Raw genomic sequence first — 19,313 nt, 5'->3', positions numbered from 1 at the left:
TCAGTATCCGTTGCGGAGCAGCGTCTGCAATTCAGTCTTGCCGAGGTCGTCGAGCCCCAGCGTCCGGAGCGTTCGGCCGCGGCGCGCGAAATCTTCTCCGCAGATCGCGCCGCCGATTGACAGGAACGCTTTGGCCAGCGGTGCATCCACGCCAGCCAGGCCCGCGACGGACACCAGCAGCGACAGCCCAATCCGCAGATCCTCGCGCATGTAGCGGTGCTCGGTCAGCACGATCCGCTCGCGCCAATCACCGGAATCGGTCAGACGGTCATGCGAGCCGCGGCCATACATCCAGACCTCGCCCTCTCTCGCGTAATGGTGAGCAAGCGGGAAATGCGGCGCGCCGTAGCCGAGCGCCTCGCGCACTGCGATCCGTTCGGCGTCCAGCGCGTCGGTGACCCGGCGGATTGCGGGCTGCGTGCCTTCCTTGTGAATGTCCCAGCGTTCGAAATGCTCGATCGGACCGGCGTTCATCACGATCAACGGCGGATGGATGATTGGGCCGGCATTCATCAGTGCGCCCGATAGGGCATCTCCGCAGGGTTCGATGACGTCCGGGAAAGCGCGTCCGATCACCTCGAGAGCATGGGGCGCCTGGTCGAGCGGGAATACGCCGACCGGGAGCCGCTTGGCGCGGATGGTGATCGCGACCTCGAACGGTCCGTGCTTGCGGGTCAGCCACGGAAGCGTGCCGGTTTCGGCAAAGCTGGCCTTGGCATTGTTGCCGGCCTCTCGCGCGGCCTGGGCGAAGATCATCGAGCCGAATGTCGCCGGCGGCAGAAAGACGACTTGACCGTCGCGCAGATGCGGCGCGAGCAGGCGAGCAATATCTGCTTGCGCGAAGGCAGGAGCCGGGCACAGGATCAGTTCCGTGCCATCGACGGCGTCCGCCATGTCGGTCGTGACAAGCGCCAGCTTCACGTCATGACGGCCGTTGTGATCCTTGACCAGGATACGCGAGCCGGCGGCGCGATGTGCCGCGACCTGATCGGCATCGCGGCGCCACAGCCGCACCTCATGCCCCGCCAGCGCAAAATCGCCCGCGGCCGCGAAAGAGCCGTTTCCCCCACCCAGAACTGCGATCTTCAAGATGTTTCTCCTTGCGCCCGTGACTGCGCATCAAGCTGCTTCAGCAGGAAATGCTGGACCTTGCCCAGCGCCGTCCGCGGCAGGTCGGTGACGAAGACGATCTCGCGCGGAACCTTGTAGCGCGCGAGCTGCGCCTGAAGATGTGTCCTCAGTTCGTCCGCTTCGAGCCGGCAGCCGGATCTCGCAATGACATAGGCGATCGGCACCTCGTCCCAGCGCGGGTCCGGCCGGCCGATCACGGCGCATTCGCTGACGTCGGGGTGTTCGAGCAGGACGCGCTCGACCTCGGCCGGGTAGACGTTCTCTCCGCCCGAAATGATCATGTTCTTCTTCCGGTCGCGGATCCAGAAATAGCCGTCGCCATCGCACAGGCCGACATCGCCGGTGCGATACCAGCCGTCGTGCAGCGCGTCGCGCGTTGCAGCCTCGTTGCCCCAGTATTCGAAGAACACGTTGGGACCGCGCACTGCGATCTCGCCCGGCGTGCCCGCGGGCAGTTCGTCGCCGGCCTGGTTGATCACCTTTGCCTCGCAGCACAGCCCGGCAAGGCCGGTCGACCCCGCGCGCGAAAGATCGCCGCCAAGCCGCGTGTAGACGGCGATCGGGCAGGTTTCCGTCGAGCCATAGACCTGAAGCACCGGGACATCGCGCGCGACGAAGCGCTCGATCAGGTGCGGCGGCACGATGGTCGAGCCGGTGGCGACGGCCCGGAGGGATGAGAGATCCGCGGTCGGCCAGGCAGGATGCTCGCTCACCGCCTGGAGGATCGCAGGCACCATTACCGTGAGTGTCGGCCGTTCCCCTTCGATGGCTGCCAGCGCGGCGTCCGGCGTGAAGCGGGCATGGACGGTGACCGTCGCGCCCAGCTGCAACGCTGGCGTGGTCTGGATGTTGAGGCCGCCGACGTGGAAGAATGGCAGCACGGTCAGTACGTGGTCGTCGGATGTCATGTTGTGCATGTGCTGGCTCATGACGCCGTTCCAGAGCAGCGCCTCCTGGCGCAGCACCGCGCCCTTTGGCCGTCCCGTCGTGCCTGACGTGTAGACGATGAGCAGCGGGCAGGAGAGGTCCGTGTGCGGATTTCGCCCCGCGCCGTCGCCGCGGGCCAGTAAATCTTCGAACGACGCGCCGCGAGGTGGAGCGAAGTCGAGGCCGACCACCGCCGTCCCCACCGCGGCCTGCCCCAGCCCGGCAAGCACTCCGGAAAACGCCTGCTCGAGCACCAGGACCTTGGCACCGGCATCACTGAGAATGAAAAGCTGCTCGGCGACCGCCAGGCGCCAATTCAGCGGCACCAGCATCGCGCCAAGCCGCGCACAGGCGTAGAGCAGAACCAGATAATCCGGCCGATTGAGACTTAGAATTGCGACGCGGTCGCCACGGCCGACGCCGAGCTCCCGCTTCAAGGCCGTCGCAGTCCGTTCGATCCGTGCGGCGAATGCCGCATAGCTCAGCCGCGTCCCTTCGAAGGCAATGGCCGTCTTGTCTGGCGCGAACGCCGCGTTGCGGTCGATCAGGCTACACAGATCCACGGTCAGTCGTCCGTTTCACCGGGCTCGTACAGCGCCTCGCGCCCGATGCGATCGAGGCAGAGCTCGGCGGTCCAGGGCAGCATCAGCGAGCCGCAGCGGCTGTCACGGTAGATCCGCTCCAGCGGCAGCGACCGGAGCATGGCCTGGCCGCCGCAGGTGCGGATCGCGAGCGCGGCGAGCTCATTGGCGCCCTCCATCACCGAATATTGTGCGGCGTAGGCGCGCAGCACCTGCTCCTTGCTCGGATTGGCGCGCGCCTCGGTCACGGCCTGGAACCAGATTGCCTTGATCTGCTCCAGCTTGATCTGCATCTGCGCCACCGCGATCTGCTTGGTCGGGTACATCCGCCGCTTGACCGGCGGCATGCCAGGGACCTCGCCGCGCAAGTAGCGTACGGTGAAGTCGTAGGCGGCTTGCGCCAGTCCCATATAGGTCGGCGACAGCGTCAGGAACATGTGCGGCCAGCGCTGAGCCGCCTGGAAATAGACGCCGCGCGGCATCAGCGCCGAATCTTCCGGCACGAACACATCCTTGAACAGCAGCGTCCGCGAAACCGTGCCGCGCATACCCAGCGGATCCCAGTCGCCGACGACCGAGACGCCTTCTGATTTGGCTGATATCGCCAGGTAAAGCGTATTGCGGCGCGACGCCTTCTCGCCTTCCTCGATCTCGGTGCAGAGCACGCCGTAATAATCGGCGTGGCCCGAGAGCGATGCAAAGATCTTCTTGCCGTTGACGATCCAACCGCCTTCGACCGGCCTTGCTTCTGTGCCGAATGCGACCCCACCGGCAGCGGCAGCTCCGCCTTCGGAGAAGGGCTGCGAGTAGATCGCCCCATCCTCGACGATGCGCTTGTAGTGGACCGCGCGCCGCCGCTCGTGCGCGGCACGGGTGTCCGCGTCCATGTCGAGATCGTCAGCGAGCGGACCCGACCATAGCGTCGAGCAGACATGCATGTTCCAGGTCAGCGCTGTGGCGCCGCAATAGCGGCCGATCTCGGCCGCCGCCAAGGCATAGGTCTGGTAATTGGCACCCAGGCCGCCGTGCTTCTTGGGCACGGCAATGCCGAGCAGGCCGACGCGATGCAAATCGCGGTAATTTTCAGTGGGGAAAGTCGCCTCGCGATCGTAAGTGGCGGCGCGACCGGCAAACACGGTCTGGCCGATCTCTCTCGCGCGGGCAATGATGCCGGCCTGCTCCTCGCTCAAGCGAAATGCGACAGGATCGAATATCGGCGCATCCAGCGCGACCTTGTTGGTCGCGCCGATCGTCTTGCTGACTTGCATGGTCATCGCGCAGTTACCTTAGGCTTTGGTCGCGAGAGAGTTCAGGAACCGGCCGAGAGCTTCGTCGAAGGCCTCGGGGCGTTCGAGATTGGCGAGATGGCCGACGCCACGCAGCTCGACATATTCGGCCCCCGGGATATAGGTCGCCGTCTTTGCCATCATCGGCGCGGGCGCGTTGTTGTCCTTTGAGCCGGACAGCAACAGCGTGGGAACGGAGATATTTCCGAGCGTGCTGCGCTGATCGAAGCCGATGAGGGCCAGCATCATGGCGCGATAACTGGCCTCGGGCAGGCTCCCCATGCATTCGCGGGCAACCTCCATCCCATTCGGATCGGGACCGTCGCCGACGAGCTCCTTCACCAGGGAGGGGGCCAGCGATCTCATCGTCTCCCCCCGATCGAGCGGTCCGAGCCTTGCCGCGATGAACGATTTCTGCCAGTCGCCGTCCGCCTTTCCGAAGGCAGGGCTGGTCTGCGCCAGCACGACTGCGCGTGCCAGCTTGGGGGACTGAACCAGCCACTTCTGAACGATCATGCCGCCGATGGAATGGCCGACCAGAACGGGCCTGCTGACGCCGAGTTGCGCGATGAACTGCTGCAGCGCCTCCGCCAGGGCAGCGATACTGACGTTCGCAAGCGGTGCCGATCCGCCATAACCGGGCATGTCCCATGCGATCGCGCGGAAGCGGCCGCCGAATGTGCCAAGCTGCCGCCGCCACGCCCGCGCTGCGCCGCCGATGCCGTGCAGAAAGATCAGCGGTATCGCGTCCGGATCGCCCGCGGCTTCGTAGGCGAAGCGTCCGTCCCTTGTTATCATTGGCACAGGCTGCGACACGCGACGTCCTTCTGTTGGGCCCCTCGATGCTAACAGGCCTTTCGAGGATGGAAAGCGATAATTTTATACTTAAAGCAATTTTCGGGCCGTCGCTCGTGCGGCGTCATTCGTCGTCCGAGCGCCGCTTTCGTTGCAAAAACTTGAAGGTTAAAATATATCGAACACTGGTCACGAGATCCGAAGGAGCCAGCGCATGTCCGGATTGCCGCATTCGCCGCACGCGCTGGTCACCGGTGGTGGGCGCGGCATCGGCCGCGCGATCGCGTCCGCTCTCGTCGGCGCCGGTGCGACCGTGACCGTGCTTGGCCGGAACGCGGCGGTTCTCGACGAGGCGGTCAATGCAGGCGCGGCGCACTTTGCGGCTGTCGCTGACGTCGCGAACGAAGCGTCTCTGAAAGCCGCGATCGCCGGGTCAAGTGCGCGTAAGCCGATCGACATCCTGATTGCCAACGCGGGCAGCGCTGAATCGGCGCCATTCGCGAAATCGGACAGCGCGCTCTTCAGCCGGATGATGGATGTCAATTTCATGGGCGTCGTGCATGCCGTCCAGGCCGTGCTGCCGGGCATGAAGGATCGTCCCTACGGCCGCATCGTCGCGGTGGCGTCCACCGCAGGCCTCAAGGGCTACGCCTATGTCAGCGCGTATGCAGCGGCCAAGCACGCCGTCATCGGCCTCGTGCGTTCCCTTGCTCTCGAGACGGCCGGAAGCAGCGTCACCGTGAACGCGGTGTGTCCCGGCTTCACCGATACCGATCTCGTCGCCGGGAGCATCGACAACATCATGAAGAAGACGGGCCGGACCCGCGAGCAGGCAATTGCCGAGCTCGCGAAGCACAATCCGCAAGGACGCCTGGTCACGCCTCAGGAGGTCGCAGACGCGGTTCTCTGGCTGTGCGGGGAGGGCGCGAGCGCGATCACCGGACAGGCGATCGCGGTGGCCGGTGGCGAAGTCTAGCCTGCCTGGCAGGCACGAAACAAGAAAGCCAAGGAGATCCCATGAGCAGACCAGCCAATCCCGTCACCGTGCCGCTTGCGGATTACTCGCCGCAGCACTTCCTGCTGGCCGTGGTCGACGGCGTTGCGACGATCACGCTCAACCGCCCCGAACGAAAGAATCCGCTGACGTTCGAGAGCTATCGGGAACTGACCGATTTCTTCCGCGCCTGCGGCTTCGACGACGCGGTCAAGTCCATCGTCGTCACGGGTGCCGGCGGCAACTTCTCGTCCGGCGGCGACGTGTTCGAGATCATCGGCCCGCTGGTGAAGATGGACACCAAGGGCCTGACCGCCTTCACGCGCATGACCGGCGACCTCGTCAAGGCAATGCGGGCCTGCCCGCAGCCGATCGTGGCGGCGGTCGAGGGCATCTGTGCCGGGGCTGGCGCGATCGTCGCCATGGCATCCGACATGCGGCTTGCGGCGAGCGGGGCCAAGGTGGCGTTCCTGTTCAACAAGGTGGGGCTGGCTGGTTGCGACATGGGCGCTTGCGCCATCCTGCCGCGGATCATCGGGCAGTCCCGCGCCTCCGAGCTGCTCTACACCGGCCGGTTCATGACTGCGGAAGAGGGGGAGCGCTGGGGCTTCTTCAGCCGCATCGTCACCCCGGAGCAGGTGCTGCCCCAGGCGCAGGTTCTGGCCAGGCAGATCGCGGAAGGCCCGACCTTCGCCAACACCATGACCAAGCGGATGCTGGCCATGGAATGGGCGATGTCGGTGGAAGAGGCGATCGAGGCGGAGGCCGTGGCGCAAGCGCTGTGCATGACCACAGCGGATTTCGAGCGCGCCTTCGAGGCTTTCGCCAACAAGGTCAAGCCGGTCTTCAGAGGCGACTGACCCGGCCGCAATGATCTGCAGGCCATCCAGCGAGGGGGACTTGCGCGAGATTACTTTAGGCTTAAAATAGTTTCGTGACCCCCCCCCCTTGCGTGAGATGAAGCTCGCCAATCGCGCGGTGATGTCGACGATGTGTATGTATTCGGGTTCCGGAACAGCATGCGCGACCGGCAAGATCTCGAGCAGCTGAGAATTAAGGCTAAGCCCAAGACCCGGGCCGAGCTCAAGACGGAGGCGACAAAGCCGCTTGCGGCGGAGTGACCGCCCGTGCGACGTTAACCTATTGCCTGTGGTTCGAGTGGAGTTAGGGCGATGAAGGCGATTATCGTCGGTGGCGGCATCGGTGGTCTCACGACGGCTTTGATGTTCCGCTCGCGCGGCCTGGATTGCGAGATCTTCGAGCAGGCCGACACCATTCGCGAGCTCGGCGTCGGCATCAACACGCTGCCGCATGCGATGCGGGAGTTGGCCGGGCTCGGCCTGCTGCAGAGGCTCGACGAGGTCGCGATCCGCACCGATCAGCTCTATTATCTCAATCGCCACGGCCAGGAGGTCTGGCGCGAAGCGCGCGGCATCGACGCCGGCCACGACGTGCCGCAATTCTCGATCCATCGCGGCCGGCTTCAGGGCGTCATCCATCGCGCCGTCGAGGAACGGTTGGGCCGTGAGGCGATTCACACCGGCTGCCGGCTCGGTGCCTTCAAACAGGACGAGGGCGGCGTCACCGCTTACTTCTTCGATCGCGCCGGCGCTCATGTTCACACCGCGCGCGGCGATATCCTGATCGGCGCCGATGGCATTCACTCGCGCGTGCGCGAGACGCTGTTTCCGAACGAAGGGCCGCCGTGCTGGAACGGCCTCATGCTGTGGCGCGGTGCGCGTGACTGGCCGCTGTTCCTCACCGGCAAATCGATGATCGTGGCCGGCGGTCTCAATGCCAAGGTGGTGATCTATCCGATCGCGGAAGGATCGAGCCCGGCGAGCCGCCTGACCAATTGGGCAGTGCTGGTGAAGGTGGGCGAGGGCAACGCGCCGCCGCCGCGGAAGGAAGACTGGTCGCGGCCGGGCCGCCGCGAGGAACTGATGCCGTACGTGGCGCGCTTCTCGGTGCCCTATATCGACGTGAAGAGCCTGATCTCGGCAACGCCCGAATTCTACGAATATCCGACCTGCGATCGCGATCCCTTGCCCTATTGGTCATCGGGCCGGGTCACGCTCCTCGGCGACGCCGCGCATCCCATGTATCCGGTGGGGTCGAACGGCGCCTCGCAGGCCATTCTCGACGCGCGCTGCCTTGCGGATGCGCTGGTGCGCGCCGAACATCCGCGTCAGGCCTTGCTCGAATACGAGAAGAAGCGTCTGCCCATGACGGCCGAGATCGTCCGCTCCAACCGGCGCGGCGGGCCGGAAGGCGTCATCGACGCCGTCGAGCAGCTCGCGCCCGACGGCTTCGACAATGTCGACAACGTCCTGAGCTATTCCCAGCGCGAAGCCATCGTGCGCGGCTATGCCACCAAGGCGGGCTTCGCCGCGGTGCCGGGACTCGCGGCGGTGCGCGCCTGAGGCGCGCTGCTAGCCGCCGGGCGGCGGCGGCAGGAAGTGGATGTTGAACTCGGCGGCCATCGCCACGACGTCCTCGGGCTTCTGCTCCTTCATGTTGTGAAGCCCCCAGAACAGGTCGAACAGCTTGCGGCTGGGTGACACCCAGAACAGCACTTTTGCCGTTTGTTCCGACTTGTTGAAGATGCCGTGCGGCACGCCCATGCCGAGGCGGATCAGGTCGCCCGCACTTGCCTGCGCCTCCGTATTGCCCAGCACGAAATCGAGCTTGCCCTCCAGCATGTAGAGATACTCATCTTGGTCGGGATGAATGTGCGGCGGCACGAAGGTGCCCGGCGGCAGCGTCGCGTGCCAGGAGAAGCTGTTCTCCGCGTAGCTCTTCGGCACATAGGTCTGGCCGAGGATGTTCCAGGAGATCCCCTGGATGCCCTCGTTGGCCCGGGTGATGCCGGTGATTTCGCTTTTCATTGCAGTCCTCCCGTCACGCGATACGCAGCTTATTTTGCCGCCTTGCAGTCCTTGGCATAGCGGTCGCCGTAATTCTCGAACACTTTCTGCACGATCTCGGTCTGGAACTTGCCGTCAGGACGCTTGGCGACCTTGGTCAGGTAAAAATCCTGAATCGGATAATTGTTGTCGTTGAACTTGAAGGCTCCGCGCAGCGAGGTGAAGTCGGCCTTCTTCAAGGCGGCGCCGACTGCGTCCTTGTTGGAGAGGTCGCCTTTCACGGCCTTGACGGCGCTGTCGATCAGCATCGCGGCATCGTAAGCCTGGAAGGCGTAGGTGCCGGGAACGCTGTTGTAGGCGGCCTCATAGGCGGCAACGAACTTCTTGTTCTGGGGATTGTCGAGATTGGGCGCCCAGTTCGCGCCGCCGAACATGCCGACCGCCGCATCCTGCTGCGCCGGCAGGGTCGATTCGTCGACCGTAAAGGCCGAGAGCACGGGAATGGTGTCGGCGAGCCCCGCCTGGCGGTATTGCTTGACGAGATTGACGCCGAGGCCGCCCGGCATGAACGTGAACAATGCATCGGGCTTCTGCGAGGAGATCTTGGACAGCTCCGGCTGGAAATCCAGCGTGTTCAGCGGCATGTAGGATTCCTCGACGATCTCGCCCTTGTAGTCCAGCTTGAAACCCGCCACCGAATCCTTGCCGGCCTGATAGTTCGGCACCATCAGGTACATCCGCTTGTAGCCGCGATCCTGCGCGACCTTGCCGAGGATCTCGTGAACCTGATCGTTCTGATACGAGGTCACGTAGAAGAACGGGTTGCAATCCTTGCCGGCGAATGTCGACGGACCGGCATTCGGGCTGATCAGGAAGGTTTTCGATTCCGTGATGGGCCGGTGGATGGCCTGGAGAATGTTGGAGAAGATCGGCCCGATCACGAAGTCGACCTTCTCACGTTCCAGAAGGCCCTTCACCTTGGTCACCGCAGCGTCCGGCTTCAGCTCGTCGTCGACGACGACGACCTCGACATCGCGGCCACCCATCTTGCTGCCGAGATCCTTCACGGCGAGCGCGAAGCCGTCGCGAACCTGCTGGCCCAGCGCTGCGGCAGGCCCCGACAGGGTCACGATCACACCCAGCTTGATTTTTTCCTGGGCGAGGGCAGGGGTCACCACGGTGCCGAGTAGCATCGCAGCTGCGGCCAAGGTCATTTGCGTCTTCATGATCTGTCCCTCGTGACGATTGGCTTGCGCTGCAAGCCACGTACTCCAATCCAAAGCTTATGCCGATGATGGCCGCGGCGGCAAGCCGAGCGCGCGACCTCGCATCCTGCGAGCAGCGATGCATGCAAGCGGCGCGCCAATTATTTGAAGCCTAAAGAAACTGGCGTGCGGTCGATTGTTGCAGCTTTGGACTTGCGGCCGGCTCGGATTTATTTGAAGCTCAAAACGTTGGGGAATCCGTGCCCGCGCCAATGCCGGCCGTGAGTGACTGCATCGACATGCTCGATTCCGAGACCAAGGCCGTCGAAACACCGGAGGACCACGCCGAGGAGCTTCGGCTGTGGTTGCGGCTCCTGACCTGCACGACGCTGATCGAGGGCGAGGTGCGCGGCCGGCTGCGGCAGCGGTTCGACGTCACGCTGCCGCGTTTCGACCTGATGGCGCAGCTCGACAAGGCGCCTGACGGCATGACCTTGTCCGATGTCTCCAAGCGCATGATGGTGTCGAACGGCAATGTGACCGGCCTCGTGGAGCGCCTGGTGGAATCAGGCCATCTCGACCGGCGGACCTCGGAGACCGACCGCCGCGTCCAGGTGATCCGGCTGACCAAGCTCGGGCGTGCCGAGTTCCGCAGGATGGCCGCCGAGCACGAGACCTGGATCGCCGATCTCTTCGCCGACCTTTCGCCGAAGGACGTGCGCGAATTGATGCGCCTCCTCGCCAAGACCAAGGCGTCCGCGCAGAAATCGGCCGCCCGCCGCCGGCCGTAGCCGCCCTTTGCCGCATGAAAAAGCACGGGATGCCCAAAATCCCCTATTGCGCCGAATTGTTTTAAGCATAAAATGTTTTCCAGATCGTGCTGCCGGGTGCAATCCATGCTGAAAGGAGCGTGCGATGGCCAACGCCGCCAAGATTCAAGTGTCGGGCTCGTCTGACGGCAATGCCGCGACGGCCCATGTCGATACGTTCGCGCGGCAACATCTGCCGCCGCGCGAGCTCTGGCCCGAATTCATCTTCACGCGGCCGGAGCTGCACTATCCGCCGCGACTGAACTGCGTCAGCTATTTCCTCGATCGCTGGGTCGAGCGGGGCCATGGCGATGCGCCTTGCGTCGTCAGCCCGGGCGTCAGCTATACCTATCGCGAGCTGCAGGCGCTGGTGAACCGCATCGCCAATGTGCTGGTTGGCAAGCTCGGTCTCGTCACCGGAGGGCGTGTGCTGCTGCGCTCGGCCAACAATCCGATGATGGTTGCGACCTATCTCGCGGTGATCAAGGCCGGCGGGATTTGCGTGGCGACGATGCCGCTGCTGCGCGCCAAGGAGCTGTCCTATCCGATCCAGAAGGCGGAGATCACGCTGGCGTTGTGTGACGGAAAGCTCGCCGAGGAGATGGAGAAGGCGAAAGCTGCGGCGCCCGGTCTCGATCGGGTCGTCTATTGGGGCAATGGCGCGGCGGATTCGCTGGAGGCGCTGATCGCCGATGCCAGTCCGGACTTCGAGGCGGTCGATACCGCCGCCGACGACATCTGCCTGATCGCGTTTACCTCGGGCACGACCGGCGATCCCAAGGGCACCATGCATTTCCATCGCGACATGCTCGCGGTCTGTGACGGCTACGCGCGCAACATTCTGCGCGCCGAGCAAAATGATCGCTTCATCGGCTCGGCGCCGCTCGCCTTCACCTTCGGCTTCGGCGGCGTGCTGTTTCCGATGCATATCGGCGCCTCCTTCGTCGTGCTGGAGAAGACGACGCCGGACGACATTCTGAATGCGATCGAGCAGTACAAGACCACGGTCTGCTTCACGGCGCCGACCGCGTACCGCGCCATGCTCGGCAAGCTCGCAGGCCGCGACATCTCTTCGCTCCGCAAATGCGTCTCCGCGGGCGAGACCCTTCCCAAGCCGACATTCGATGCCTGGCTCAAGGCGACCGGGATCAAGCTGATGGACGGCATCGGCTCGACCGAGATGCTGCACATCTTCATCAGCGCGACCGAGGACGAGATCCGTCCCGGCGCGACCGGCAAGCCCGTGCCGGGCTATGAAGCCAAAATCCTCGATGATGAAGGCCGCGACGTGCCGCCCGGAACGATGGGCCGTCTCGCCGTGCGCGGGCCGACCGGCTGCCGCTATCTGGCCGACGAGCGGCAGCGGAAATACGTCCAGAACGGCTGGAACATCACCGGCGACACCTATTTGATGGATGGCGACGGCTATTTCTGGTACCAGTCGCGCTCCGACGACATGATCGTGTCGGCCGGCTACAACATCGCAGGAACTGACGTCGAAGCGGCGCTGCTCACGCATCCGGCGGTCGCCGAGTGCGGTGTGGTCGGTGCCCCGGACGAGGCGCGCGGCATGATCGTGAAGGCCTATGTCATCGCCGCACCCGGCGTGACGCCCGACGCTCAGCTGGTGGCCGAGTTGCAGGAGCATGTCAAACGTGAGATCGCGCCCTACAAATATCCGCGCGCCATCGAGTTCGTGACGCAATTGCCGAAGACCGAAACCGGCAAGCTGAAGCGCTTTGCCCTGCGGCAGCTGGCGCAGGCAGTGACGTCCTCAGGCGTCGCCGCGGAATGAGAGAAGGATAGAGAATTGTCTGTGACGACGCCGAAAAGCACGCAACTCGCGGTGCTGCCGACCGCAGCCGAGGATGGAGCGCGCAGCAAGGCGCAGATCCTGCAGCCGTCAGGCTGGCCGCTGCCGAAAGGCTATGCCAACGGCATGGCTGCCGAAGGACGCATCGTCGTCACCGGCGGGGTGATCGGCTGGGACGCCGAGGAGCGTCTCGCGGACGGCTTCGTCGCGCAGGTGCGCCAGACCCTCGATAACATCGCCGCGATCCTGGCCGAGGCCGGTGCCCGGCCCGAGCACCTCGTGCGCCTGACCTGGTACGTCGTCGACATGGACGAGTACCTGGCCAATCTGAAGGAGCTCGGCAAGATCTACCGCGACGTCTTCGGAACGCACTATCCAGCGATGGCCCTGGTTCAGGTCGTCCGCCTCGTCGAGAAGGCGGCGCGCGTCGAGATCGAAGCCACCGCCGTCATTCCGAGCTGAACTCCGCCGCGATCAGCTCGCTTTGGCGAGCTCGTCGTCTTCGGGCGAGTTGAGATAGACGCCGGACAGGGTGTCGACCCAGCAGAGATGGTCGTGCACCTTCTTCACGCCCTCGACGTTTTCCGCGGCGACGATCGCGGCCTGCCGTGCGCGCTCTTCGGTGATGACGCCGCTGAGATGAACGATACCGTCGCGCACGATGACGTTCAGCCCGAACGGGCACCAGTCGTTCTTCTCCATGGTGTCGATGATGCGGCTGCGAATGTGGTCGTCGTCGGCGGTGGGATCCGGCACTTCGCGGGCGAGCCCGGCCACGGCCTGTAACAGGTTGGCGCGGGACACAATCCCGACGACCTTGTCGCCGCGCACAACCGGCAGCCGCTTGACGTTGTTGCGCTCCATGAGATCGACGATCTCCGCAAGCGCCGTATCCTCGGTGATGGTCACGGGCGAGTCGGTCATGACTTCCGAGACCTTGCGGCCGTGCTCATGGACGAAGTCGCTGGCGGATTTTCCCGGACCGAGGATGAACCGCAGCCAGCGCCCGCGCTTGCGCCCGGTGCCGATCTCGCTGCGGCGGATGAAATCTCCTTCCGACACCACGCCCACCAGCTTGCCGGTAGCGTCGACCACCGTGAGACCGCTCACATGTCGCTTCAGCATGATGTTGGCCGCCTCGACGATGCTGGTGTCGGGGGTGACCGAGATGACCGACCGGGTCATGATCTGGTGGGCGCGCATGGACAAACTCCGCTGGCTTTTTGGAATTTTCGATGCTCGAAACCTAACGCGGGTACCAAGGTGCGGTTTGACGCAGGTCAATCGGGCGAACAATGTTCGTTCTGATTGAGCAATTGTGACACGGCTCCGCGTTTGATGCAGCTCAAGATGGATTTGGAGCCTCGCCATATCCTGTGCCGGCGCAGAATCGAGCCCGCAGGAAAATGAGCTATGAGCGTTGTGCAGATACTTCCACGGGCCGAAGAGTCCGCAGTGCAGGTTCTCCCCGCCGATTCCGTCGCTCGTCCCGAAATCCCGGCGGTGCGCCCGGAAAAGCTCGAACATACGCCGGTCGCCGCGGCTCCTCAGTCTGGATCGGAGCCATATCCCTTTGACCGCGCCCTTCACGCGATGCTGGCGCGCTTCACCGGCGGGATATCGCCGCTTGCCTTGTCGCTCGCCTGGCTCGATTGGGGTTCGCATCTCGCCGCGGCTCCCCAGCGGCAGATGGAGATTTCCCGCAACGTCATTCGCGACACCGGTCGGCTCCTCGAGGCTGCCGCGCACGCGACGTCACCGGGCCAAAAGCCGTGGGCTGTGATCGCGCCGCAGCAGCGGGACCGCCGCTTCAGCGGACCGCAATGGGAAACCCCACCATTCAATCTGCTGGCGCAGGCATTTCTGCTCGTCGAGCACTGGTGGCGTGATGCTGCGACCGGAGTGCGCGGCGCATCGCCCGCAAACGAGGCCATCGTCGAATTCTCGATGCGCCAGATATTGGACATGCTGGCGCCGTCGAATTTCGCGGCGACCAACCCGAAAGTGCTGGAGAAGGCGTTCCAGAGCGGCGGGGAGAATTTCGTCTTTGGCTGGCAAAACTGGTGCAGCGACCTGATGCGCCTGCTCTCCGGCTCGAAGTTGACGGACGATGGGCAGTTTGTGGTCGGCAAGACGGTGGCGGTTTCGCCGGGCAAGGTCGTCTACCGCAACGAGCTGATCGAATTGATCCAGTATTACCCGACCACAGCGCAGGTGCGACCCGAACCGATCCTGATCGTGCCGGCCTGGATCATGAAGTACTATATTCTCGACCTGTCGCCTCATAATTCGCTCGTGAAATATCTGACGGGGCAAGGCTTCACGGTGTTCGCCATCTCCTGGCGCAACCCGGATGCCAGGGACCGGGATCTCGCTTTCGACGACTATCGCAAGCTTGGCGTCATGGCGGCGCTGGACATGATCGGCCTTATCGTGCCGGGTCGGAAGATTCATGCCCTCGGCTATTGTCTGGGCGGCACATTGCTGTCGATCGCTGCCTCCGCGATGGAGCGCGACGGTGATAACCGGTTCGGCACTGTTACGCTCCTGGCAGCCCAGACCGACTTTACCGAGGCGGGCGAGTTGACGCTCTTCATCAACGAGAGCCAGGTGGCATTTCTCGAAGACATGATGTGGCAGCGGGGCTATCTCGATACGACCCAGATGGCCGGCGCCTTCCAGCTGCTGCGCTCCAACGAACTGATCTGGTCGCGATTGTCGCATGACTATCTGATGGGCGAGGGCGCGCCGCCAAGCGACCTGATGGCCTGGAATGCCGATGCCACGCGGCTGCCTTATCGGATGCACTCGGAGTATCTGCGCAAGCTGTTCCTGAACGACGATCTCGCCGAAGGCCGCTATCACGTCGAAGGCAAAAGCGTCTCGCTATCGGACATTCACACCCCGATGTTCGTGGTCGGCACGCTCGCAGATCACGTGGCGCCCTGGCGATCGGTCTACAAGATCCATTATCAGGTCGATGCCGACGTGACGTTCCTGTTGACCAGCGGCGGTCACAATGCCGGCGTCGTGGCGCCTCCGCAGGAGGAGGGCCACTTCTATCAGGTGCTAACCAAGGCTGCCGATGCGCCCTATGTCGGTGCCGATGAATGGCTGAAGCTGGCCCCGCGCATTGAAGGCTCGTGGTGGCCGGAATGGACCAATTGGCTGGCAGCACGCTCCGGGACGCCCTGCGATCCGCCGCAGATCGGCCTTGTCGGCGCCCTTGGCCTGCCCGATGCGCCGGGGGACTATGTCCACACCTAACCCTCCGGCTCCGAACTCGGCGTGAGATCCGAGGAGCGGAACGGTTTGGCCTTGTCCAATTTGCCGTAGGCCGTCGACGCCTTCCGCAACAACTTTTTCTCGCGCTTGCGGTTGAGAAAGCGACGGCTGGCATCGATTCCGGCGCCATTCAACGACGCCGCCAGGGTCTGTCCGCGCGCATCGTCGTTCAATTGACCGAGCGAGCGTTGTGCCTTGCGCAATTGCTTGAGGATGGACTTCTGTTTCGTCGCCGCCCCATCGGCGAACAGATCCGCAAGCGACTCGACCGAGTAGGTCATCCGCTTGTTGAGGAGCCGCAGCTTGTGTCGTTTCTCGACATCGAGTTTCTTCAGCTTACGGGCCTTCTTGAGCAGCGTCGTCTCCCACTCGGTCAGCCGCTCCGTCGCATGGTCGGCGAGGGTGCGGCGGCGCAACCGGATCGCTTCCTTGCTGCGGCGGGTCGACCAGGGGCCGCTTTCGATCCACGTTGAGGTCTGCTCGACCAGGCGGCGATATCGCGCGGATTGCAGCGCACGCGCCAGCAGCCGATGGCTCTCCGCGCGCTTCTCGTCCCAGCGCTGAAGCTCCGCGACAACGGCGAGCTCCTCGCCGCTCTCTGCGACGACCCGCTCGATGGCCACGTCGAGGTCCCGCACCATGCCGAGCTGACCGTTCAGCCATTTCAGTTCGGCCCAGACTTCCGGTCGCACGGTATCGTCGACCATCGGCGAGAAGAAACGGATGGCAGTCCGAAGATGCGTCAGTGCGATCCGGATCTGGTGCAGCGCATCCGGATCGCCGCGGCAGGTGCCGTCGTGCTGAGCGATCACCGCGTCGAGGTGACGGCGGGCGATGATGCGGAAGGCCGTGTCGCAGGCCATGCCGGGGCTGAGGCGGGCGGGCAGGGCATTGCGCCGCGGCGCCGGCTTGGCGTCCGTGGTCGCTGTCGAGCGCGTGGTGGGTCGCGACTTTCTTGCCCGCATCAATCCGATTGCCTTGTTTGCCCCTCAGCGATGGCGTTCCGGCAGCTCTGAAGGGTCTGCTCTTGTGTCCCGGATGCATCGATGGTCGCCCAGCCGACATGGCCGATATTATAGTGCTCTTGCAGCGCGGCAACCTCCGGCGTGGCGTCTGAAGCGTCGCCTCGGCGGCTGCCGATGCGCGCTTGCCGGCTTGCAAGGTCCGCGACCAGGAACAGCCCATTCAACGGCACGTTGCACTCGCGCGCCAGCGCCACGATCGTGTCGCGTTCGTCCTCGCGCGCGAATACGCCGTCGACGATCGCCGAATGACCCTGCGCCAGCACCCTCCGGGCCTGCTGCACCAGCGTGTCGTAGACGCGGGCCGTGACCTCCGGCGTATAGGCCGAAGGCGGCAGCCGGTGGGTGTCCTCGACCGCGAACATCTGCTTGCGGACGAGATCGCTGCGCAGCACGACGGCGCCCGGCTCCGGTCCCACGACCGGTGCGAGCGCGTGCGCCAGGGCGGTCTTTCCGGTGCCGGACAGTCCGCCCACCGCAATCAGACGTGGAGCAGGAGGACGGATCAGCATCCCGGCGAGGTCGAAATAACGCCGCGCCTGGTCGACAATGCCGGGATCATCGGAGTGCGGCGGCTTCAGTCGCGCCAGCGCCACCTGGGCGCGGATCGCCGCCCGGATGGACATGAACAGCGGCAGGGTCGAGAGCGCGCCGAGATTGTCGGTCGGCGTCGCGGCGAGATAGCGGTTCAGCACCATGTTTGCCGCGCCCGGCTGGTGGTGCTGCAACAGGTCCATCAGCGTGAATGCGAGGTCGTAGAGCACGTCGACCGTCGCCATCTGCACGTCGAACTCGATCGCATCGAACAGCACGGGCCGATCATCGATCATGACGATGTTTGCCAGATGCAGATCGCCGTGGCAGCGGCGCACGAAGCCCCGGCGGCCGCGCTCTGCGAGCAGGGGACGAATACGCAGACAGGCCGCGTGAGAGGCCTTGCCGAGTTGCTCGATCGCGTCTGCGCTGAAATGGCCGCCGGCCTGCAGACCATTGCTGTTGCCGTCGATCAGGCCCGGGATGGAGGAGATCCACTCTTTTCCGTCGGCGCGTGTCGCCGCCGCGTGCGAAGCCGCGATGGCGTCGGCGGCGGCCGAGGCAAGCTTCGCGTCCAACGGGCCCGCCTCGGCCAGATGATCCAGCGTCCTGCTCTCGTCGAAGCGCGACATGTCGACCGCATATTCGATCGGCCGGCCGGCGCCCTCGACCTTCACCGATCCATCCGGCTCTTCCGTGATCGCAACCACGCCACGATAGATCTGCGGCGCCAGGGGCCGGTTGATCCGGATCTCCTCCTCGCAGGCCGCCTTGCGCTTTTCGAGCGTCGAATAGTCGAGAAAGGGAAACCGGACGGCGCGCTTGATCTTCAGCGCGCGCTTTGCGTCCAGGAACACCGAGGCAGCATGCGTGTCGATGCGCATCACGCCGGGATGGTCGGTCAGCATCCGAAAGATGCGCTCCTGAGCCGCCGTGTCATCCTTCATCGAAGCGGACATGGCAAGCACCATCAGGGCGTCAGCACGGCCGCGCCGAGGATCTGGCCATGGCGTAGCATGGTCAGGACCTCGTTGGCCCGATCGAGCGGAAACGCCGTCGTCTCGGTGCGCACGCCGGCTTGCGGCGCGACCTTGAGAAAATCGAGGCCATCCTGCCGGGTCAGATTGGCGACCGAGACCAGCTGCCGCTCCTGCCACAGCAGATCATACGGAAAGCTCGGAATGTCGCTCATGTGGATGCCGGCGCAGACGACGCGGCCGCCTTTGCGCACGGCGCGCAACGCAGCCGGGACCAGCTCGCCGGCTGGAGCATAGATGATCGCGGCGTCGAGCGGCTCGTCGGGCATCTGGTCCGATGACCCCGCCCAGACAGCGCCGAGACGGCGTGCAAGGTCTTGTGCCGCGGCATCGCCGGCCCGCGTGAATGCATGGACGGAGCGTCCCTGCCAAGCCGCGACTTGCGCGATGATGTGGCCGGCCGCGCCAAAGCCATAGAGGCCGAGCCGCTCGGCGGGCCCGGCCAGGACCAGCGAGCGCCAGCCGATCAGCCCCGCGCACAGCAGGGGCGCAATCGCCACGTCGCTGCCGGTCTCGCCGAGCGGAAAGGCGTAACGTGCATCGGCGAGGGTGTGGGTCGCGTAGCCGCCGTCGCGCGTGTAGCCGGTGAACTGCGGTGCGTCACAGAGGTTTTCCATGCCCTCGCGGCAGAAGCGGCATCTTCCGCAGGTGAAGCCGAGCCAGGGGATGCCGACCCGGTCACCAGGCGCATGTGTCGTCACATTCGCACCGATGAGGTCGACCCGACCGACGATCTCGTGGCCAGGCACGATCGGATAGCGGATGCCACCCAGCTCGGCGTCGACGAGATGAAGATCGGTCCGGCATACACCGCAGGCGCTGATCTTCACCCGGATCTGACCCTCGCCCGGCATCGGGTCGGGCCGCTCCTCCATCTGGAGTCGCGCTCGTGGGGCCGGCAACACCATCGCACGCATGTCTGTCTCCGGGGCGCGAACCGCTCCGACTGAACTATCCATAGAACGACCGAGTGACCAGTCCTTGACGTCAGTCAACGCCTGCTTCCCGGGTTGATTTCCTGCGGTCT

17 protein-coding genes are annotated in these 19,313 nt (G+C 64.6%); 7 read left to right on the top strand and 10 right to left on the bottom strand.

Going from position 1 to position 19,313, the window contains the following annotated elements:
• Genes AC24YW_RS24835 through AC24YW_RS24820 form a run of 4 tightly spaced genes read right to left on the bottom strand, consistent with a single transcriptional unit; the run spans position 1 to position 4,723 of the window.
• The gene (locus AC24YW_RS24835) at positions 1-1,089 is read right to left on the bottom strand and encodes an NAD/NADP octopine/nopaline dehydrogenase family protein (protein WP_487485179.1); all 1,089 of its coding nucleotides are present in this window, start codon (positions 1,087-1,089) and stop codon (positions 1-3) included.
• The gene (locus AC24YW_RS24830; protein WP_487485178.1) at positions 1,086-2,621 is read right to left on the bottom strand and encodes a class I adenylate-forming enzyme family protein; all 1,536 of its coding nucleotides are present in this window, start codon (positions 2,619-2,621) and stop codon (positions 1,086-1,088) included. Before AC24YW_RS24830 ends, AC24YW_RS24835 begins: the two co-directional genes overlap by 4 nt.
• 2 nt (positions 2,622-2,623) lie before the next feature.
• Positions 2,624-3,913 carry an acyl-CoA dehydrogenase family protein gene (locus AC24YW_RS24825; RefSeq protein WP_487485177.1) on the bottom strand — a complete coding sequence of 430 codons (1,290 nt, stop codon included), beginning with the start codon at positions 3,911-3,913 and terminating at the stop codon, positions 2,624-2,626.
• Between the two features lie 12 nt (positions 3,914-3,925).
• Complete coding sequence (locus tag AC24YW_RS24820) at positions 3,926-4,723, bottom strand: alpha/beta fold hydrolase (protein WP_487485176.1); 798 nt, start codon at positions 4,721-4,723, stop codon at positions 3,926-3,928.
• Between the two features lie 211 nt (positions 4,724-4,934).
• On the opposite strand from AC24YW_RS24820, the gene AC24YW_RS24815 reads away from it, so the two are divergent.
• The 3 genes from AC24YW_RS24815 (at position 4,935) to AC24YW_RS24805 (ending at position 8,137) form a co-directional block, all read left to right on the top strand.
• Complete coding sequence (locus tag AC24YW_RS24815) at positions 4,935-5,696, top strand: SDR family NAD(P)-dependent oxidoreductase (protein WP_487485175.1); 762 nt, start codon at positions 4,935-4,937, stop codon at positions 5,694-5,696.
• 41 nt (positions 5,697-5,737) lie between these two features.
• A complete protein-coding gene (locus AC24YW_RS24810; protein WP_487485174.1) occupies positions 5,738-6,574 on the top strand; it encodes an enoyl-CoA hydratase family protein in 837 nt (278 codons plus the stop codon).
• Positions 6,575-6,886: 312 nt separating this feature from the next.
• Positions 6,887-8,137, top strand: coding sequence for a flavin-dependent oxidoreductase (locus tag AC24YW_RS24805; protein WP_487485173.1), 1,251 nt, complete (start codon positions 6,887-6,889; stop codon positions 8,135-8,137).
• A 9-nt stretch (positions 8,138-8,146) separates the two neighbouring features.
• Here the strand turns inward: AC24YW_RS24805 and AC24YW_RS24800 are convergent, their stop codons facing one another.
• Positions 8,147-8,602: a cupin domain-containing protein gene (locus tag AC24YW_RS24800; RefSeq protein ID WP_487485172.1), complete on the bottom strand. Its 456-nt coding sequence runs from the start codon at positions 8,600-8,602 to the stop codon at positions 8,147-8,149.
• 29 nt (positions 8,603-8,631) lie between these two features.
• Positions 8,632-9,807, bottom strand: coding sequence for an ABC transporter substrate-binding protein (locus tag AC24YW_RS24795; protein ID WP_487485171.1), 1,176 nt, complete (start codon positions 9,805-9,807; stop codon positions 8,632-8,634).
• Between the two features lie 251 nt (positions 9,808-10,058).
• On the opposite strand from AC24YW_RS24795, the gene AC24YW_RS24790 reads away from it, so the two are divergent.
• From AC24YW_RS24790 to AC24YW_RS24780, 3 genes are all read left to right on the top strand, one after another.
• Positions 10,059-10,577, top strand: a complete 519-nt coding sequence (locus AC24YW_RS24790) for a MarR family winged helix-turn-helix transcriptional regulator (protein WP_487485170.1) — start codon at positions 10,059-10,061, stop codon at positions 10,575-10,577.
• A gap of 124 nt (positions 10,578-10,701) precedes the next feature.
• Positions 10,702-12,390 (top strand): benzoate-CoA ligase family protein, encoded by a 1,689-nt coding sequence (locus AC24YW_RS24785; RefSeq protein ID WP_487485169.1) that lies wholly within the window; start codon positions 10,702-10,704, stop codon positions 12,388-12,390.
• A 15-nt stretch (positions 12,391-12,405) separates the two neighbouring features.
• Complete coding sequence (locus tag AC24YW_RS24780; protein ID WP_487485168.1) at positions 12,406-12,870, top strand: RidA family protein; 465 nt, start codon at positions 12,406-12,408, stop codon at positions 12,868-12,870.
• 12 nt (positions 12,871-12,882) lie between these two features.
• Here AC24YW_RS24780 and AC24YW_RS24775 read toward each other — a convergent pair whose 3' ends face one another.
• Entirely contained in the window at positions 12,883-13,611 is a 729-nt protein-coding gene (locus tag AC24YW_RS24775) for a CBS domain-containing protein (protein ID WP_487485167.1), read from the bottom strand.
• 210 nt (positions 13,612-13,821) lie between these two features.
• Here AC24YW_RS24775 and AC24YW_RS24770 point away from each other — a divergent pair, with 210 nt between their 5' ends.
• A complete protein-coding gene (locus tag AC24YW_RS24770) occupies positions 13,822-15,675 on the top strand; it encodes a PHA/PHB synthase family protein (protein ID WP_487485166.1) in 1,854 nt (617 codons plus the stop codon).
• On the opposite strand, the gene AC24YW_RS24765 is transcribed toward AC24YW_RS24770, so the two are convergent.
• The 3 genes from AC24YW_RS24765 to AC24YW_RS24755 are packed head-to-tail and all read right to left on the bottom strand — an operon-like array spanning position 15,672 to position 19,203.
• Positions 15,672-16,658: a CHAD domain-containing protein gene (locus tag AC24YW_RS24765; protein ID WP_487485165.1), complete on the bottom strand. Its 987-nt coding sequence runs from the start codon at positions 16,656-16,658 to the stop codon at positions 15,672-15,674. The genes AC24YW_RS24770 and AC24YW_RS24765 overlap by 4 nt on opposite strands.
• Positions 16,658-18,196 carry a bifunctional aminoglycoside phosphotransferase/ATP-binding protein gene (locus tag AC24YW_RS24760; protein WP_487485344.1) on the bottom strand — a complete coding sequence of 513 codons (1,539 nt, stop codon included), beginning with the start codon at positions 18,194-18,196 and terminating at the stop codon, positions 16,658-16,660. Before AC24YW_RS24760 ends, AC24YW_RS24765 begins: the two co-directional genes overlap by 1 nt.
• Before the next feature lie 23 nt (positions 18,197-18,219).
• Entirely contained in the window at positions 18,220-19,203 is a 984-nt protein-coding gene (locus tag AC24YW_RS24755; protein WP_487485164.1) for a zinc-dependent alcohol dehydrogenase family protein, read from the bottom strand.
• Positions 19,204-19,313: the final 110 nt, after the last annotated feature.

The sequence above is a fragment of the Bradyrhizobium sp. USDA3516 genome, from assembly GCF_057651995.1.
Note: the sequence above shows the minus strand (reverse complement) of the source record. Positions and strands in the feature narration are given on the sequence as shown.

Bases quoted from the DNA above. Each gene is read 5' to 3' on its own strand.
- AC24YW_RS24815 (WP_487485175.1), top strand. From the start codon at position 4,935: ATGTCCGGATTGCCGCATTCGCCGCACGCGCTGGTCACCGGTGGTGGG.
- AC24YW_RS24775 (WP_487485167.1), bottom strand. From the start codon at position 13,611: ATGCGCGCCCACCAGATCATGACCCGGTCGGTCATCTCGGTCACCCCC.
- AC24YW_RS24825 (WP_487485177.1), bottom strand. From the start codon at position 3,913: ATGACCATGCAAGTCAGCAAGACGATCGGCGCGACCAACAAGGTCGCG.
- AC24YW_RS24805 (WP_487485173.1), top strand. From the start codon at position 6,887: ATGAAGGCGATTATCGTCGGTGGCGGCATCGGTGGTCTCACGACGGCT.
- AC24YW_RS24820 (WP_487485176.1), bottom strand. From the start codon at position 4,723: ATGATAACAAGGGACGGACGCTTCGCCTACGAAGCCGCGGGCGATCCG.
- AC24YW_RS24770 (WP_487485166.1), top strand. From the start codon at position 13,822: ATGAGCGTTGTGCAGATACTTCCACGGGCCGAAGAGTCCGCAGTGCAG.
- AC24YW_RS24810 (WP_487485174.1), top strand. From the start codon at position 5,738: ATGAGCAGACCAGCCAATCCCGTCACCGTGCCGCTTGCGGATTACTCG.
- AC24YW_RS24790 (WP_487485170.1), top strand. From the start codon at position 10,059: ATGCCGGCCGTGAGTGACTGCATCGACATGCTCGATTCCGAGACCAAG.
- AC24YW_RS24760 (WP_487485344.1), bottom strand. From the start codon at position 18,196: ATGAAGGATGACACGGCGGCTCAGGAGCGCATCTTTCGGATGCTGACC.
- AC24YW_RS24795 (WP_487485171.1), bottom strand. From the start codon at position 9,807: ATGAAGACGCAAATGACCTTGGCCGCAGCTGCGATGCTACTCGGCACC.
- AC24YW_RS24765 (WP_487485165.1), bottom strand. From the start codon at position 16,658: ATGCGGGCAAGAAAGTCGCGACCCACCACGCGCTCGACAGCGACCACG.
- AC24YW_RS24800 (WP_487485172.1), bottom strand. From the start codon at position 8,602: ATGAAAAGCGAAATCACCGGCATCACCCGGGCCAACGAGGGCATCCAG.
- AC24YW_RS24785 (WP_487485169.1), top strand. From the start codon at position 10,702: ATGGCCAACGCCGCCAAGATTCAAGTGTCGGGCTCGTCTGACGGCAAT.
- AC24YW_RS24755 (WP_487485164.1), bottom strand. From the start codon at position 19,203: ATGCGTGCGATGGTGTTGCCGGCCCCACGAGCGCGACTCCAGATGGAG.